General features: G+C 47.2%; 15 protein-coding genes and 1 other annotated feature. Of the genes, 8 read left to right on the top strand and 7 right to left on the bottom strand.

The features are described 5' to 3' along the window. Positions 1-229 precede the first annotated feature (229 nt). The 3 genes from KNO66_RS11845 to KNO66_RS11835 all read left to right on the top strand — a co-directional run bounded on the left by KNO66_RS11845 (position 230) and on the right by KNO66_RS11835 (position 2,033). Entirely contained in the window at positions 230-496 is a 267-nt protein-coding gene (locus KNO66_RS11845) for a metal-sensitive transcriptional regulator (RefSeq protein WP_214742667.1), read from the top strand. A 67-nt stretch (positions 497-563) separates the two neighbouring features. Further along, complete coding sequence (locus tag KNO66_RS11840; protein WP_015880528.1) at positions 564-995, top strand: type III secretion system chaperone family protein; 432 nt, start codon at positions 564-566, stop codon at positions 993-995. A gap of 90 nt (positions 996-1,085) precedes the next feature. Beyond that, positions 1,086-2,033, top strand: coding sequence for a DUF4003 domain-containing protein (locus tag KNO66_RS11835; protein WP_214742666.1), 948 nt, complete (start codon positions 1,086-1,088; stop codon positions 2,031-2,033). Here the strand turns inward: KNO66_RS11835 and KNO66_RS11830 are convergent. Together KNO66_RS11830 and KNO66_RS11825 are read right to left on the bottom strand one after the other, a co-directional pair. Further along, entirely contained in the window at positions 2,030-2,752 is a 723-nt protein-coding gene (locus tag KNO66_RS11830; protein WP_214742665.1) for a YwiC-like family protein, read from the bottom strand. The two genes, KNO66_RS11835 and KNO66_RS11830, sit on opposite strands and share 4 nt — an antisense overlap. A gap of 109 nt (positions 2,753-2,861) precedes the next feature. After that, positions 2,862-3,047 (bottom strand): hypothetical protein, encoded by a 186-nt coding sequence (locus tag KNO66_RS11825; RefSeq protein ID WP_214742664.1) that lies wholly within the window; start codon positions 3,045-3,047, stop codon positions 2,862-2,864. Between the two features lie 140 nt (positions 3,048-3,187). On the opposite strand from KNO66_RS11825, the gene KNO66_RS11820 reads away from it, so the two are divergent. Further along, entirely contained in the window at positions 3,188-3,643 is a 456-nt protein-coding gene (locus tag KNO66_RS11820; protein WP_214742663.1) for a hypothetical protein, read from the top strand. Between the two features lie 10 nt (positions 3,644-3,653). On the opposite strand, the gene KNO66_RS11815 is transcribed toward KNO66_RS11820, so the two are convergent. The 3 genes from KNO66_RS11815 to KNO66_RS11805 form a co-directional block, all read right to left on the bottom strand. Further along, on the bottom strand, positions 3,654-4,286 hold the full coding sequence (locus KNO66_RS11815) for a YitT family protein (protein ID WP_214742662.1): 633 nt from the start codon (positions 4,284-4,286) through the stop codon (positions 3,654-3,656). Between the two features lie 248 nt (positions 4,287-4,534). Beyond that, positions 4,535-6,658, bottom strand: coding sequence for an MMPL family transporter (locus KNO66_RS11810; protein WP_214742661.1), 2,124 nt, complete (start codon positions 6,656-6,658; stop codon positions 4,535-4,537). Positions 6,659-6,749: 91 nt separating this feature from the next. Then, entirely contained in the window at positions 6,750-7,550 is an 801-nt protein-coding gene (locus KNO66_RS11805) for a hypothetical protein (RefSeq protein ID WP_214742660.1), read from the bottom strand. Positions 7,551-7,676: 126 nt separating this feature from the next. On the opposite strand from KNO66_RS11805, the gene KNO66_RS11800 reads away from it, so the two are divergent. Next, positions 7,677-7,841, top strand: a complete 165-nt coding sequence (locus KNO66_RS11800) for a YycC family protein (RefSeq protein ID WP_015880521.1) — start codon at positions 7,677-7,679, stop codon at positions 7,839-7,841. Between the two features lie 15 nt (positions 7,842-7,856). Here the strand turns inward: KNO66_RS11800 and pulA are convergent, their stop codons facing one another. Beyond that, positions 7,857-9,854 carry a type I pullulanase gene (gene pulA, locus KNO66_RS11795; RefSeq protein WP_214742659.1) on the bottom strand — a complete coding sequence of 666 codons (1,998 nt, stop codon included), beginning with the start codon at positions 9,852-9,854 and terminating at the stop codon, positions 7,857-7,859. A 68-nt stretch (positions 9,855-9,922) separates the two neighbouring features. Between pulA and KNO66_RS11790 the strand changes: the two genes are divergently transcribed. Together KNO66_RS11790 and KNO66_RS11785 are read left to right on the top strand one after the other, a co-directional pair. Beyond that, the gene (locus tag KNO66_RS11790; RefSeq protein ID WP_214742658.1) at positions 9,923-10,414 is read left to right on the top strand and encodes a YajQ family cyclic di-GMP-binding protein; all 492 of its coding nucleotides are present in this window, start codon (positions 9,923-9,925) and stop codon (positions 10,412-10,414) included. Then, positions 10,411-10,989, top strand: coding sequence for a metallophosphoesterase family protein (locus KNO66_RS11785; protein ID WP_214742657.1), 579 nt, complete (start codon positions 10,411-10,413; stop codon positions 10,987-10,989). The genes KNO66_RS11790 and KNO66_RS11785 overlap by 4 nt, the downstream gene beginning before the upstream one ends. Before the next feature lie 41 nt (positions 10,990-11,030). Here KNO66_RS11785 and argS read toward each other — a convergent pair whose 3' ends face one another. Continuing rightward, positions 11,031-12,713: an arginine--tRNA ligase gene (gene argS, locus KNO66_RS11780; protein WP_214742656.1), complete on the bottom strand. Its 1,683-nt coding sequence runs from the start codon at positions 12,711-12,713 to the stop codon at positions 11,031-11,033. Between the two features lie 57 nt (positions 12,714-12,770). Beyond that, positions 12,771-12,982: a binding site (T-box leader), on the bottom strand. Positions 12,983-13,136: 154 nt separating this feature from the next. Between argS and KNO66_RS11775 the strand changes: the two genes are divergently transcribed. After that, on the top strand, positions 13,137-14,816 hold the full coding sequence (locus tag KNO66_RS11775; RefSeq protein ID WP_214742655.1) for a GGDEF domain-containing protein: 1,680 nt from the start codon (positions 13,137-13,139) through the stop codon (positions 14,814-14,816). Positions 14,817-14,873 lie beyond the last annotated feature (57 nt).

Below are 14,873 nucleotides of genomic sequence, written 5' to 3'. Positions count from 1 at the left end.
GTAGCTGGCGTTCAACAAGTTTGTGATTTGTTGAACATTTCGCTTCCACGTCATTAATATACCCCCTTAGGTATGCAATTGCAAGAAATAAGTTTGACGAAATATAGAATATTTTATTCTAGTCTTCTCAAGTAGTTGATGCTCGACACATACTCCCCCATGTATTAAGATGAGCCTACATATTAAATAGTTGGGTAACTGAACAATTTTTACTATAGAGGTGAAGGACATGGAACAATATCAATACGATCCGAAGGTATTGAATCGCATGAAACGGGTAGAAGGACAAATTCGAGCCATCATCCGCATGATGGAGGAAGGAAAGGAATGTCGTGATGTCGTGACGCAACTGAGCGCCGCACGCTCCGCACTCGATCGCGCGTCTACGATCATCGTGGCCAAGAACTTAGAGCAATGTATCATCACAGCACAAGCAGGTGGCGAAGATACATCCGAAACGGTAGAAGAAGCTATTAAAATGTTGATGAAACGCTAGTTCCCCTTGCTTTCCCTGCCCAAATGGGGGAAAGTTAGAGTAACGACTTACTAAGGGGGATTTCCTTGTGAACTTCGAAGAAAAAGTAGAATCATTTAGAGCGCTTGCCGCTGAACGCAACATGACGTTCAAAGAAAGCGACACTGAAACGCACGTCACGTTTTTGACTCGTGAAACAACAAAATCCGGGGCTCAGCCCGTTATGATTATCGCTTTTAACAAAAAGACGACAGACGCTGAGTTGTACGCTGCTACCGTCACGCACGTCCCAGACTATGTAGAAGACTTACCGATTCTCAATGCCTTGAACGAGTTCAACCAGGAGTTCAAGTACTTCCGTTGCGTACTCGACAGCGATCGCGATGTCACACTCGCATCGACACTCGACCTTGACCTCGGTTTCTCACCAGAAATCATCTTGCAACATTCATTCATGATGTTCCAAGCGGCAGATGAAGTGAACGAGTACATGCAAAAATTGTATACACAAGTACAATAATGAAAAGCCGTCCGGAATTTTTTCCGGACGGCTTTTTTTGAAACATCTTTTCACCCCAATTCGTATAGCTAAACGAGGAGGCGATTCGATATGACACGATATGAACGCTATGTAGAGGCACTAGACGCCATCAAGGCAGCAACGAAATGGGAACTGACGGATGACTTCCGGCGCTTGATGGCCATTCATTATGCGATTCACGACACCCCGTTCGAAGCATCTCGATTTTCGAACGCACGCGATGTATTAAAGCAAAAAACGAAGATGTTCTCGAAATTTCGAGGCAGTCAAAACCTCGTCTGGCTCTCGTTTCTCGATGCCAAATACGAGGACATCGAGACCGCAATCGACGAGGTGCTCCGACTCGATACGTTACTCGACCGGAAACATTTCCGTTTCAGCTCTCTACGCCCTTTTTTAGCAAATCAACTGATCAATGTAGATGAACCCGACCGTCGTCTCGATGAGGCGACCGAACTATATCAAACGTTTAAACAACATCATCCTTGGTTGACGAGCGAGGAAGACTTGTTGTCGGCGCTCGTGCTCGTGCAAGCGTTTGACGATGTCATCGATTTAAACGAACGGATCGAGCAGCATTATACCTTATTGAAAGATCGGCTACCGAAGTCAAACGAACTGCAACTCGTCTCGCACCTCTTGACGTTTAGCGAGTCCTCACCCGAAGAAGCAGTTTCTCGACTTCTGACATGGAAGTCTCAATTAGATGAAGTGCATATCTCGATTCGTCGTGAACACTTGCCCGCACTCGCACTACTTAGCATCGTGACGGAACCGAATACGAGTACCTTGCACGCCGTTCAAGAAATCGTGGATACCGAAAAGGACAAACAGCGTTGGTTTAATACGCATAGCGTTCTAGTTGCGCTTCAACTCGTAGCGGCCGAACGCATAACGAGCGAGGCGAGTGACTTATTGCTACATGGTACGTTCGCCCACTTATTGGCGATGCAACAAGCGGCGACCGCTGCTACGACTGCTGCCGTCATCGCGAGTACTTCATCATCTACAAACTAAATCAGGAGATATGTCGCGAGCCACGTTAATACAAAAATCGAGTTAGCAATTTCCACAATCCCAATCTTCATGATTGGGATCTTTTTGCCGTAGAACCAAACAGCGCGTACCAGGCTTGGTGCATAAGCCAATGCGAGTAGAGGATAACCTAGTGTAATGAAAACGATGATTAGTAACATATGATACCCCCACGAAAGGTTTCGATACGTGAGGCTCTGCTTTTCACGGATCATCGTCTTGACGAAAAAGATGCTTCCGAGGAAATAGAGGTATGGTAAAACGAATACCCATATAATCGTTTCATCAAAGACGTGTGTTCCGTGGTAATAACTCGCCATTCCTCCGATACAGAATGACGTGACGGCACTGACGTCGTTCCACACGTTTCGCTCATCTTTGATTTTGGCAAAGTAGGCGTTCACGAGACCGAATGGAATCATCGCAAAAGCGAACCAGATGAGACTCCATTGCATCCATAGGACTGGAATGATGGATAATGTAGCAATCATCAGATAGATCATCACTGTGCGTAAAAGCTCACGCGATTTCTTACGTTGTTTGATGTATTGGAACAAGAAGAATGTTCCCATATAAACAAATAGCCATGCAATGGCAAAAGGCATATGTGTCCACGTCCATCCTCCGACCGTTCCTCCAAGAACGAACGGCAAAATGAGCATCGACCATGCCCCATGTTGTGTTGGAATCATCCATTTCATCACCTATCACTCCTTCATCCACTAGTGTAATGGATGGTGATAGCATGCGCTGTGAGGTTTAGCACAAATAACGAAAAAGAAAAATAGGTAGCCTCAGCCACCTATCTCATCATATTGCCTGTTTCTTATTTTTTGCATAGTTTGTCACGTATACAACTCCGATGACAGATAACGTCAAGATTGCAAGACCGTTCACCAACGTCTTGAGCGTGTGTAGCCCATCAACGTTGTTCACGACCATCACTGCTATAAGCAACACGAGGATACTAAAGTTGACGATATTTCGATTTTTCATAAGATGCACCTCTCATTTCTAGTCATCCTCCATGATATCATCATCAGTGAATAAAAAGTTATTTTTTGTATGTTTTAACCAAATACCTCATTTATACTAAATGAAAATGTATAAATTGTTCAGTGAGGTGAAATTCGATCATGTTTTTACTGCCACAAGATCGAAAGGGTCGTTTTATCTTCAAGTGTATCCTCGGCATGAGTCTCCTTCTACTTTTTATCGGACGAAGCGAAGTCCCTCTACCCATTCACGCAACGACTTCTTTCGTCCCATTCGAGATTCAAAGCCCCACGCAGCTACCTTTTGTCACTAATAGCGAGTATGCTCATCTCGTCAGCTTAGGTCGGGTCGAACTCGTTTATGAAAATGATGAACAGTCTATTACCGTATGGGCCACGACTGAACTAGGATGGCACCATACTGAAACGTGGGAAGCATATGCTCAAACCATTCAAGGTTCTCCTGTCTACATCAATGAGTCCGATGAACTCACCATTCTCAGCTGGCAACGAGATGGCGTCGAATATGCAATCGACTACAAAGGAGATCAACTTTCGAAACAAGACTTGTTTGACATCGCAGTTTCGATGAACTAAAAAAACGATCTCACGCGAGATCGTTTTTTGGTGTCCAATTTTGTACGACAGATGTTGCTTTCGGCTCATCGACGACGAGCATTTTTGTAACGACCCGTCCGGCGATTGAGACCGCAAGAAGTGTATAGAGCGCATTCGATAATGGTAAATAAATGAGTGAGATTGCAAGGACAATCACATCAAAAATAATCAAAATCGTACCGACCGACACACCTGTCCACTTCGATAGACCTAGGGCGAATAAATCGTCGCCTCCGGTTGCCGCACCTGACTTCAAGACGAGACCGAGACCATATCCGGTCACAATCCCACTGGCAATCGCAGCGAACAACGTCGCTGGCCACACTTGAATATCAAACGTGAGCAAGTCGAGACGGTCCCACATCGCATAACTGAGCGACAAGGACGAAGCGGCTAGTACCGCTTGCCCGACAAAACGCCATCCTTTCCACCACAAAGCGACGATAAAGAATGGGATGTCGAGCACGATCATCGAAATCGCCGGGTCGATATCAAATAAATAACGACCGAGTAGCGATAATCCGACGAACCCGCCTTCCGCCAAACCAAACTGTTCATTCAAATAATAATAACCGAACGCCATGATCAGCGTTCCGAGCACTATGGTAGCAACTCGTTTCATTCCGATTGTCCTCCCCGTTCTTGACGGAGAGGAGGATCCTCAGTCGTAGCCGCGGTTCCATCTGTTCCATCTCCGATCTTCCGTTTGTTGATTGATACACGTGTAGGTGATCAGTCAACGCTAGAAGTCCGGAAGTTGGAACAGAGGCCATGTCCTCTCGGTATCCATAAAGACCTTCCTTTCTCAAATTGCGCGTAATCTTGTAGGTAGTTTACCACACCTTTTGATTCAGTTCATGAACTTTACCTTTAGTGCATGTTACGTTTCGGTAAATTTTTCTTCCCAAACCACCACCAGTTCCAATCCCCGAACAGTTTCATAAGGGACGGAACGAGCAAGATCCGGATGATGGTCGCATCAATAAAGATGGCGAGCGCAATCCCCACACCAAGCTGTTTGATTGGACTGACACCCGTGAAGGCAAAGGCACCTGTCACGACGATCATAATGATGGCGGCCGAGGTAATGATCTTACTCGTTTTCGCCAGTCCCATCTCTGTCGCATAATCATTGTCGCCTGTCTCACGGTAATATTCCTCGATTCGTGAAACGAGAAACACCTCATAGTCCATCGATAAGCCGAAGACGAGTGAGAAGATGAAGACCGGTGTCAATATACCGATGGTTTCGGCATCATAGATGTACCCTGATTCAAAGATGATGACGAGTAAGCCGAACGTCGCCCCAAGACCAAGCACGTTCATGAGAATGGCCTTGATCGGAATCAAGATAGAGCGGAACGCCCACATGAGGATGAAGAAGGTCGCCAAGATAACCGTAATCACCGCGTAGGGAATGCTATCATAAATTTCGTCATAAATTTCTTCATTGAAAGCTGCCGGTCCACCGACTTCAAACCCCTTGTCTCGCCAATCCCGTACGAACGCTTGCGCTTTTTTATCGCTCGGAGGTACATCGAAGCTAACATTCACAAGTGCCAAATCTGTATTCCCGTCAAGTGTCACGAGGCGCTCAAGCGGATCGAGTTGTTCCGGTGCTGTCTCGGCGAGTTGTGTAAAGGTCTCGGGTGTCAGACCAGACGTCGTCAAAAAGGTCGAAACGTTAGAGACGATATCGACTTCATTCAACTCATCCGTAAGACTCGTCAATTCCTCTAAAATCATCGGGTCCGTCAAATCGTTCGCTTCGAACAAAATGACCGCGTCAGTCGAGTTATCCCCAAACACATCGTCCCATCGTTCGAGCGCCGACCGCGATTCATATGAAGTCGGGAGCGCGTCTGCGTCCGGAATGTTCAACTCTAAGTCACGCACGAACCAAAGACTCGGAAGAAGAATCAATAACGCAACAAGCGTCATCGTCACCGGACGTTTCATCACGAAGCGCGCCAGCTTTTGCCAACGCTTTTCAGAACGTGTTTCGTCCGACTTGATGATTCGCCCTTTATTTAATGCATCGCCGACCAAGTAAAGAGATGCTGGCAATAGCGTTAGTGCGGACAATACAGCCCCCGCAACGGCAATGAGGGCACCGAGCGCGACCGCCTGGAAAACGTCCACTTGAATGAACAATAGGCCAGCCAATCCCACAAAGACGCATAGTCCGGAGAAAAGAATGGAGCGTCCCGCTGTCGCGACAGTCCGAACAATCGCCTCTTCTCTCGATTGACCACGCGTCAACTCTTCTCGATACCGATTGACGAATAAGAGTGAGAAATCAATACCGAGCGCAATGGCAATCATCGCCACGGCGTTCAAGACGAATATGGATAATTCCATGTTTTGCGCAAAAAAGAATAGCGATCCGGCCGCTACAATAAAGGTAATCAGTCCAACAAGTAACGGCATGAGCGCGGCGAGCGGCGTGCCGAAAACGAGTAATAAGACGACAAGTGCAACCGGAATCCCAATCAACTCCGCTCGAATCAAGTCATTTTTCGACGCCTCGTTCAAGTCGTCCGCAAAGACCGGTTCCCCTGTCAAACGAACTTCGGTATCCGTATCTACGATGAGCGCGTCCCGCACGGCATCGATTGACGATTCCGCCGCATCATAATCTTCGAATTCCAGCACGAAATAGGACACATCCCCTGAACGAGCATCGGGATTCTCCGTCGGTGTAATCACGCCGTCAATTGAAGGAATCGCTTCAAAGCGGTTTTGTTGTTCGTCCATGACCGCATCCAAGTCTCCATCTTCGAATAAGACGATCATCGAAGCACCCGCTCGATCAAATCGTTCATTTAACGTATCCTCTACCTGTTGGAAACGTCCATCTTGAATGGCAAACCCGTTTCCTCTCAACTCGCCCGGGAGCTGTAGCCCGAAATAGACTGAACCCGCGAGTAAAATCGCCCATATGAGTAATACGCCATACCGAAAGCGAACCAACTGCCTACCTAACCATTCCATTGATGTCACTCCTCCCTGTCTATCCATCTACTTCCCGTTTCTCTCCTCTTTCATCGTGACTTCATAAAAAATTCCCGAACCGTTCACCGATTCAGGAACCTTGGCGTTCAAAGACTTGTAGCCAGCTATGACAAAATCGTGGTGGTGCGGACAAAACAGCGAGTCGATCGCCTCGCTTGTCTAATAACATCACTTTCAATAATTGATTGTCTGCACACACGCTTGAAGAAAACAGCTCTCGATCCCGATGAAACAGTTGAAACGATTCCGTCGAAGCGATGGCTGTCGTATCTCCGACTTGGTCAAGAATGACCGTTTCCCGATTCCCTTCATACGGAATACGCCAACTCTCATTCGTCTTCACATTGTTGATTAAAAAGTGATGCGTTCGTTCATCGAATAAGGTCACACATGATTCTGGTGTAAATCGTTCAAAATCATACGTACCTTGATACGCCATTTCGATGATTCTTCCAAACATCGGAACTTCTTCGTAGCGACTATATCGAAACGTATGATCATGGAGATTCAGAGCCACGACATCTGATTCAGCTGAATATAAATAGATATCATCGTCCTGCCAATAGTGCAAATTGCTAAACCAATCCCCATTAAAACGTTGCGGAATGGCATGTGTTTCCATCTGTCCTTTTTGTAAATCAATCACTCCGTAAAGTCCTCTGTCCCGGAACCACGCTACGGCACGTGCCGCACTCGGCTCCACATATAAGGCGCACGGGGTCCATTTCCAGTCAATCTCCCAGCGAATTTGAGACGACTCGTCAAAGAACATAAATCCGGTTTGCGCCAAGTACAACATCCAACCTTCACCGATACGTTCTAACCATTCGATCGTTTGATGAAATTGAAAGTCTGCTGTTTGTTTGTACATTTGATCACTTCCTAATTTCAGCTTAGCAACGACCGAAACGAAATTCGATTTTGAATGTGTTCATTCAACACATTTTCAATTTTCCTGTATACTGACGGTATAGACATACGCGAAAGGAGAACACCAATGCGTCCATTACAATTATCGCCAGAGACCGCGGTTGAACTCGCAAAAAAATTAAACGTCCCGCTCGAGGAACTGATGCATATGCCAAAACACATCCTCGTTCAAAAAATGATGCAACTCGAGGCATCTCAATCAGAGGAAGACACACCAAAGGAGACGGATTAACGTCTCCTTTTTTGGTTACTGCTCTTTGCGCTTGCGCTTCTTCGATACATACCAGAGACCACCGATTACGGCGAGTGCGGCTCCACCGGCCACGGCGTACTTGCTGTAATCCGGACGACGTTCGGTCACGACAAGAGTCGAAAGTGGCGCGACTGTCATATGACGCTCCTCGATTTGACGTGGTGCCGTCAAATTAACGGTATGATCCTCTACGTTCACCTCGAACTTACCAGACGGAAGTTTGACCTCGACCGCTTCCTCGAGTGCGTTATGGTATACGATATGTCGTTCCACATATCCTTCCACGTGACGGCTCAATTCAAATGCAATCACACCTTCTGCTTCATCAAAGAAACGTAAGTGTTTACGAATCTGTTCCGTGTTCTCGAGTCGGAAGAGCGGATATTGCTTCCGCAAACGCAAGAGACCTTTCACATATTCCACACTCGGCGCTTCTTGTTCAGCTCGGGTCCAGTCCACACGGTTGACGACTTCTCCTGAGTTGAAACTGTTCTCATCCCCGCCTTTTGTCCGGAAGAACTCCTGTCCACTGTGGAGGAAAGGAATTCCTTGGCTTAGAAGCACAATCGAGGTCGCCAAACGGTGGCGACGGCGACGTGTCGTCTCATCATCTTCCGGATTCGTCACGGACAATTTGTCCCAAAGCGTCAAATTATCGTGGCATTCGACATAGTTGACGACCTGGTTCGGCTCATCGGCAAAACTTTGGCTCGTGATCCCACCAGCAATCCCGCGTTTCACGTCGGCCGTCATATCCGTGTTTCCACTTACCCAGCCAGGTAAGTCTTCGATGAAGACATCTCCACGGACACCGTCTCGAATCCCATCATTGAATTGAGCGATGCGTGGCATCTTATGCGCATTATGTTGGTTCGCTTTTTTACGGACCGGGAGTGGTGTATCCAAATCCCATCCTTCCCCGATGACGAGAATCGATGGGTCGACACGGTCGAGCGCTTTCCGAATCTGGTTCATTGTTTTGACGTCATGGAGTCCCATCAAATCGAAACGGAACCCGTCAATCATGAATTCTTTCGCCCAGTACGTGACACATTCAATCATGAGCTTCCGCATCATCGCGCGCTCAGATGCCGTATCATTCCCGCATGCTGAGCCGTCCGCAAGCGTCCCGTCTTCATTTAATCGATAGTAATAGTCCGGGACAAATTGACCGAGCGGTGTCGTCAACGCATCATGAGTATGGTTGAATACGACGTCCATGATGACACGGATGCCTCGATCATGAAGTGCCTGGATCATTGCTTTGAGTTCAATGATCCGTGTCGCCGGGTCATCTGCCGACGAAGCATAAGAACCTTCGACCGCAAAGTAATGAACCGGATCGTAGCCCCAGTTGTAGTTGTCTTCCCCTTCACGTGACTCATTCACCGAGCCGTAGTCAAAGAACGGCATCAATTGAAGATGTGTGATTCCGAGTGACGTAATGTAATCGAGTCCGGTCGGGTAACCGCTCGTGGTCGTCGTACCCGTCTCGGTCATCCCTAAGAACTTCCCACGGTGTGTCGCCCCGCTCTCCGGATGACTCGTTAAATCACGTACGTGCGCTTCATAGATGACCGCCTCTTGTGAAGAATTGAATAGCGGACGTTCTTTGATCCAATGGTCCGGGTTCAAGGATGCCGGATCGAGCAGACATCCTCGTTTCCCGTTCACTCCGACGACTTTCGCATACGGATCGAGCGACTCTACTTTCTTCCCATCAATCAGCGCTTCAAATACATAAAATTGACCTTCGAATAAGGCTCGGTCGAGTTCAATCACCCACGTCCCCTTCTCGGCCTGCTCGAGCTCAAGTCGTTCAAACTTACGGGCACGAGCTGTGCGATATAGCTTCACCGACATCTGTTCCGCTACCGGAGACCAGATGCGTAGTCGAATCTGTTCTCCTTTGAACGTCACCCCTAGGTCTTTTCCGTGATAGGCAACGTGATCTAAGTCTGCATGTGTGTGTTGATCCATTGTACGTTCCATCTCTTCACTCCTTCACTGCTTCAAATCTGCTATCATTATAACAAAACCACACAAAGGATGGATGAAACATGGCAAAAGACAATTCTTTCGATATCGTGTCAGAAATGAATCTTGAAGAAGTAAAGAATGCAATTCAAATCGCGGAAAAGGAAATTTTGAACCGCTATGACTTCAAAGGCTCAAAGAGTGAGATGTCGCTCGACAATGGCGACCTCGTCCTCATCTCGGATGACGACTACAAACTCGAGCAATTAAAAGACGTCTTGATCACGAAGTTGATCAAGCGCGGCGTCCCGACAAAAAACCTCGACTATCAAAAAGTAGAGGGCGCACTTGGTGGTACCGTTCGTCAACGTGTGAAACTAAAGAGCGGAATCGACAAAGATGACGCGAAAAAAATCAACAACGCCATCAAAGAATCAAAATTAAAAGTCAAATCGCAAATTCAAGACGATCAAATCCGAGTGACGGGGAAATCACGTGACGATCTTCAAGCCGTCATGCAGCTCGTTCGTGAACTCGAGTTGTCTGTCGACGCCCAATTCACGAACTTCCGATGAAACTCGCGATCATCAGTGACCCACACGGTTCGTTTGATGATTTAAAGGCCGTTCTCGATGACGTCCGGCGCGAAACCGAGCATATTCTCTGTCTCGGTGACCTGTATGAATGCCACATCGGGAAAAAACGACGTCACGAGCGCTTTCATCATGTGGAAGACGTCGTGACGTATGATTCGAATTATGAAGCGTTACTCACGTTCCCGAGTCTACGGGGCAATCAGGAAGAGCGAATCGACGAGGTGCTCGTCATCGACCATCCCGTGAAAACACGGATTTCCTTATTGCCGGAACAGACGACTCTTGGCGAAGCACGTTTTTTACATGGGCATCAAGTCAAGTGGAATGAAGACTGGGAACCCGTTGTCGAGAAAGGGAAATATCCGCTCGTCTTCATCGGACATAGTCATATTCCCGGGATTTACCGGAAAGGAAGATCCTTGCCGTGGGAAATCGGGACACCGTTCCATTTGAAGAAAAAACGATATGTCATCAACGTCGGTGCCGTCATATTCGATCGGGAATGGTGTCTCTATGACACGGAAGCCCGAACGGTGACGCGGATGAAAGTGTGAATACAAAAAGGACCTCATTTTTTGAGGTCCTTTCGTCTGTCTTACATTTCTTCCGGAGCTTCGACACCGAGTAAACGGAGTCCTTCCGTCAATACGAGCGTCACTGCCTTCACGAGGGCGAGACGCGATTGTTTACCTGCATCTTCTTCTAGGACACGGACATGGCCGTAATACTTGTTGAACGCTTGCGCGAGGTCAAGTACATAACGGCTGATGATGGATGGTTCGCGACGTTCATGCGCACGTGTGATGACGTGCGGGAACGCGTTGAGCATCGTGACGACACCCCATGAGTAATCATCGTCTGCACCAGTGAACGGTGAACCATCGTAGTTCCCTTTACGGAGGAGTGAGTTCGCACGAGCATTCGTGTATTGGACGTAAGGTCCTGTCTCCCCTTCGAACTTGAGCATGCTGTCGAGATCGAATTCGATGTTGTTGATACGTTCGTTCTTCAAGTCGTGGAAGACGACCGCTCCGACACCGACCATACGTGCGACGTCTTCTGCGTTCGCAAGGTCCGGATTCTTCTGTTCGATGTTCGCTTGTGCTTTTTCGATTGCTTCTTTCAAGACTTCCTCAAGAAGAACGATGCGTCCTTTACGTGTCGACATCTTTTTCCCTTCTTGCAAGATCAAACCGAACGGTACGTGATGCATGCCATCGACGAAATCATAGCCGAGCTTACGAAGAACCGAGAAGAGTTGTTTGAAGTGAAGCGCCTGTTCGCCACCGACGACGTAGTTCGCTTGCACGAAGTTGTACGTCTCGTAACGATAGATCGCCGCTGCCAAATCGCGTGTCGCGTACAAAGTCGCGCCATCTTTCTTCTTGATCAAGCATGGTGGCAAGTTCTCCTCTTCGAGCGAGACGACCATCGCTCCTTCACTTTCAACTAAGAGGTTTTTCGCTTCGAGCATCTCGACGACGCGTCCCATTTTATCGTTATAGAACGCTTCTCCGTTGAAGCTCTCGAATTTTACGCCAAGGAGGTCATATACTTTTTGGAACTCTTTGAGCGACTCGTCACGGAACCACTGCCAAAGCTCTGTCGCTTCCGCGTCACCGTCTTCAAGTTTTTTGAACCAAGCACGACCTTCGTCTTCGAGTTCTGGTTGTGTCTTCGCCTCTTCGTGGAAATGGACGTATAATTTTAAAAGTTCTGCGATCGGATTGGCGCGTACCGCTTCCTCGTCGCCCCACTTCTTATAGGCGACCATCAATTTCCCGAACTGAGTACCCCAGTCTCCAAGGTGGTTGACGCCGACGACGTCATATCCGTTTTTACGTGCGATTTGGTTGATTGCATTCCCAATCACCGTCGAACGCAAGTGACCCATCGAGAAAGGCTTCGCAATGTTTGGTGACGAGAAGTCCGTCACAATCGTTTCGTTGCGTGCCTCATGTGTCGCATACTCTGATTTTTCCTCAAGCACGGTGTTGATGATTTCTTTTGATACGACATCACGGCTCAAGAAGACGTTGACGTACGGTCCTGCTGCCTCGACTTTTGTGAACAGTTCATCGTTCAAGTCATTCGCGATGTCTGTCGCAATCATGACAGGTGCTTTCCGGTAGGCTTTCGCCAATTGGAAACAAGGGAACGCGAGGTCACCATGCGCCTCGTGTTTTGGCTTCTCAATCAATGCTTCAATTTGGTCAATCGTGAGTTCTTCACCGATGACACGGGATAGTGCTTCTGCATACTTGCGTTCATAACTCATCTGTATGTCCTCCTTCTTCAATAACAACTCATAAAAAAAACGCCCTTTGCATAGATGCAAAGAGACGGGAATTCCCGCGGTACCACTCTTCTTGCCTGCATGATGCAGACCGCTTTATGGTGATAACGGTTCCCTCCGGCTATGCCTACTCTCGTTTCGGATAGCATCTCAAAAGTGCGTTTCGCGACGTTTGTCAGCCTGGGCTCTCACCAATCCCCAGGTCGCTTTGTTGACTAAACCATCGTTACTCTCTTTTTCATCGACTTTCGTCTATGCAGTTGAAAAGCAATTTCATTATAGAGGATATTCCCTATATACTCAATGCTAGAATTCAAGCATGATAGAAGAGAAGCAGGACTCACACGAAATCGTGACGAATCTTTATATTATATTCTTGAAATTTCCCATGCTAGGAGGGAACGTATGAACCACTTCCGCAAGATGTCCGTGCTCGGTTGGAGTATATGGAGTGTTTTATTCATCTTCACCATCGGATTATTTGCATTGGATGTCTTACACGCCCCGACGATCGACCCGTTGTCCTTTATTCTGATTTCGTTACTCGTCATCATTTTTCAACTCGACTCGATCGAGGTCAAAGGTGTGTATTTTACATTCTCTGAAAGTATCGTCTTAATCTTATTTTTATTCTTCGGATTTGAAACGGCGCTTATCGTGAACCAAATTGGACTGTTCGTCTTCCAATTCGCTAACCTGAGACCAAAAGTCGCCATACGCCGCTTCCGCTTCACCTATCCATGGAACGCTATTACGGCGTACTTAGAAATTGTCATTCCAGCGACCGTCTATCTCTCCCTAGGTGGGGTAACCGGTCTTGACTTTTATTCGCAAGAGTCATTCGTTCCGCTCGCCGGACTGTTTCTTGCCATCTTTTTAAATACCGTTTTTCAAAAATATCAAGTGAGATGGTGGTTCCGTGTCGATATCGCTTTGAATGACTTTTTGAAGATTGCTTTTTACACGTATGTCGTCAGTTTGATTTTCATCTTAGCGGCAGCGTTTTTCCGAGAAACCAACTTACTCGTCGTCAGTAGTATCGCCGCTGCGTTGACGTTCTTCATCAAGCGACTTCTCATTCAAAAAGAGCGACAAGATGCGTTTAAGTCGTTAATTGAACAATATGATGAGGCGAAAGAGGCCGTATCGTTATCACAAAGCGAGGCACAAGCTATCGAAGTCTTTTTAAGTCAATGCGAACAATTGAATCATTATGACGAAGGATACGTAGAGTTCAAACTGTTCGATCGTACGCTCTACTTCGACTTAAAAACGCGTCAGCCGATTGATCGCCCGGTTGCATTTGCATTACTCAACATCAGTCAACCGATTGAGCTTGTCCTCGACTACGAGATGCGATTCGAATGGGATGCCTCACTCTCTGACGCCTTCCATGACGATTATCACAGTTTCGTGTCGATTCGTTCAGAAGAGATTGAGGGAATCCGTACTTGGATTGTGATGACTGGGGAAGCTGTCTATGGATATCCAAAGATCATTCAACATGAAATCACCAAATTGTTAAAGTCGTTCAACCGGACCATCAGCCGCTGTCATGAACGTGACCGTCTGTATACCGAGAGTCGGACGGATAGTTTGACACTTCTCGCCAATGCACGCGCCTTCTATGAGTACGGGATTCAGCAAATTTCTGATGTCTCAATGTATCCGATTTCCGTTGCCATGCTCGACATTGATTTTTTCAAAAAAATCAATGATACGTACGGTCATCAAGTCGGTGACCAAGTGTTACAAGAATTCGGTCGACGCATTAAAAAAGTGCTTCGCGTCGATGATTTTGCCGCCCGTTACGGCGGTGAGGAATTCATCTTACTTCTCAATCACTGCGATGTGACGCAAGCAATCGAAGTCGCTGAACGAATCCGTCATCAAATTGAAGCGACACCATTCATCGTTGATCACCATAATATCTCTGTGACTGCTTCGATTGGTGTCGATACGATTGAGTCGTTTGGGAACAAACGTCTAGACGATACCATTCGAAACGCGGACCGAGCACTTTACGTTGGCGGGAAATATGCTGGGCGTAACCGTGTGGCACACTTTAATCATTTAACGACTTGAACTCCCCTTTCTCACATCGAATTGGGGGAGTTTTTAGGTTGACAAGCCGATTCGAAA

It is taken from the genome of Exiguobacterium sp. s48 (assembly GCF_018617395.1).
Taxonomy (GTDB): Bacteria; Bacillota; Bacilli; order Exiguobacteriales; family Exiguobacteriaceae; genus Exiguobacterium.
This window is presented reverse-complemented; position numbering and strand designations above follow the sequence as displayed.

Coding starts and splice junctions, on each gene's coding strand:
- KNO66_RS11845 (WP_214742667.1), top strand. CDS start 230: ATGGAACAATATCAATACGATCCGAAGGTATTGAATCGCATGAAACGG.
- KNO66_RS11835 (WP_214742666.1), top strand. CDS start 1,086: ATGACACGATATGAACGCTATGTAGAGGCACTAGACGCCATCAAGGCA.
- KNO66_RS11830 (WP_214742665.1), bottom strand. CDS start 2,752: ATGAAATGGATGATTCCAACACAACATGGGGCATGGTCGATGCTCATT.
- KNO66_RS11825 (WP_214742664.1), bottom strand. CDS start 3,047: ATGAAAAATCGAAATATCGTCAACTTTAGTATCCTCGTGTTGCTTATA.
- KNO66_RS11820 (WP_214742663.1), top strand. CDS start 3,188: ATGTTTTTACTGCCACAAGATCGAAAGGGTCGTTTTATCTTCAAGTGT.
- KNO66_RS11815 (WP_214742662.1), bottom strand. CDS start 4,286: ATGAAACGAGTTGCTACCATAGTGCTCGGAACGCTGATCATGGCGTTC.
- KNO66_RS11810 (WP_214742661.1), bottom strand. CDS start 6,658: ATGGAATGGTTAGGTAGGCAGTTGGTTCGCTTTCGGTATGGCGTATTA.
- KNO66_RS11805 (WP_214742660.1), bottom strand. CDS start 7,550: ATGTACAAACAAACAGCAGACTTTCAATTTCATCAAACGATCGAATGG.
- KNO66_RS11800 (WP_015880521.1), top strand. CDS start 7,677: ATGCGTCCATTACAATTATCGCCAGAGACCGCGGTTGAACTCGCAAAA.
- pulA (WP_214742659.1), bottom strand. CDS start 9,854: ATGGAACGTACAATGGATCAACACACACATGCAGACTTAGATCACGTT.
- KNO66_RS11790 (WP_214742658.1), top strand. CDS start 9,923: ATGGCAAAAGACAATTCTTTCGATATCGTGTCAGAAATGAATCTTGAA.
- KNO66_RS11785 (WP_214742657.1), top strand. CDS start 10,411: ATGAAACTCGCGATCATCAGTGACCCACACGGTTCGTTTGATGATTTA.
- argS (WP_214742656.1), bottom strand. CDS start 12,713: ATGAGTTATGAACGCAAGTATGCAGAAGCACTATCCCGTGTCATCGGT.
- KNO66_RS11775 (WP_214742655.1), top strand. CDS start 13,137: ATGAACCACTTCCGCAAGATGTCCGTGCTCGGTTGGAGTATATGGAGT.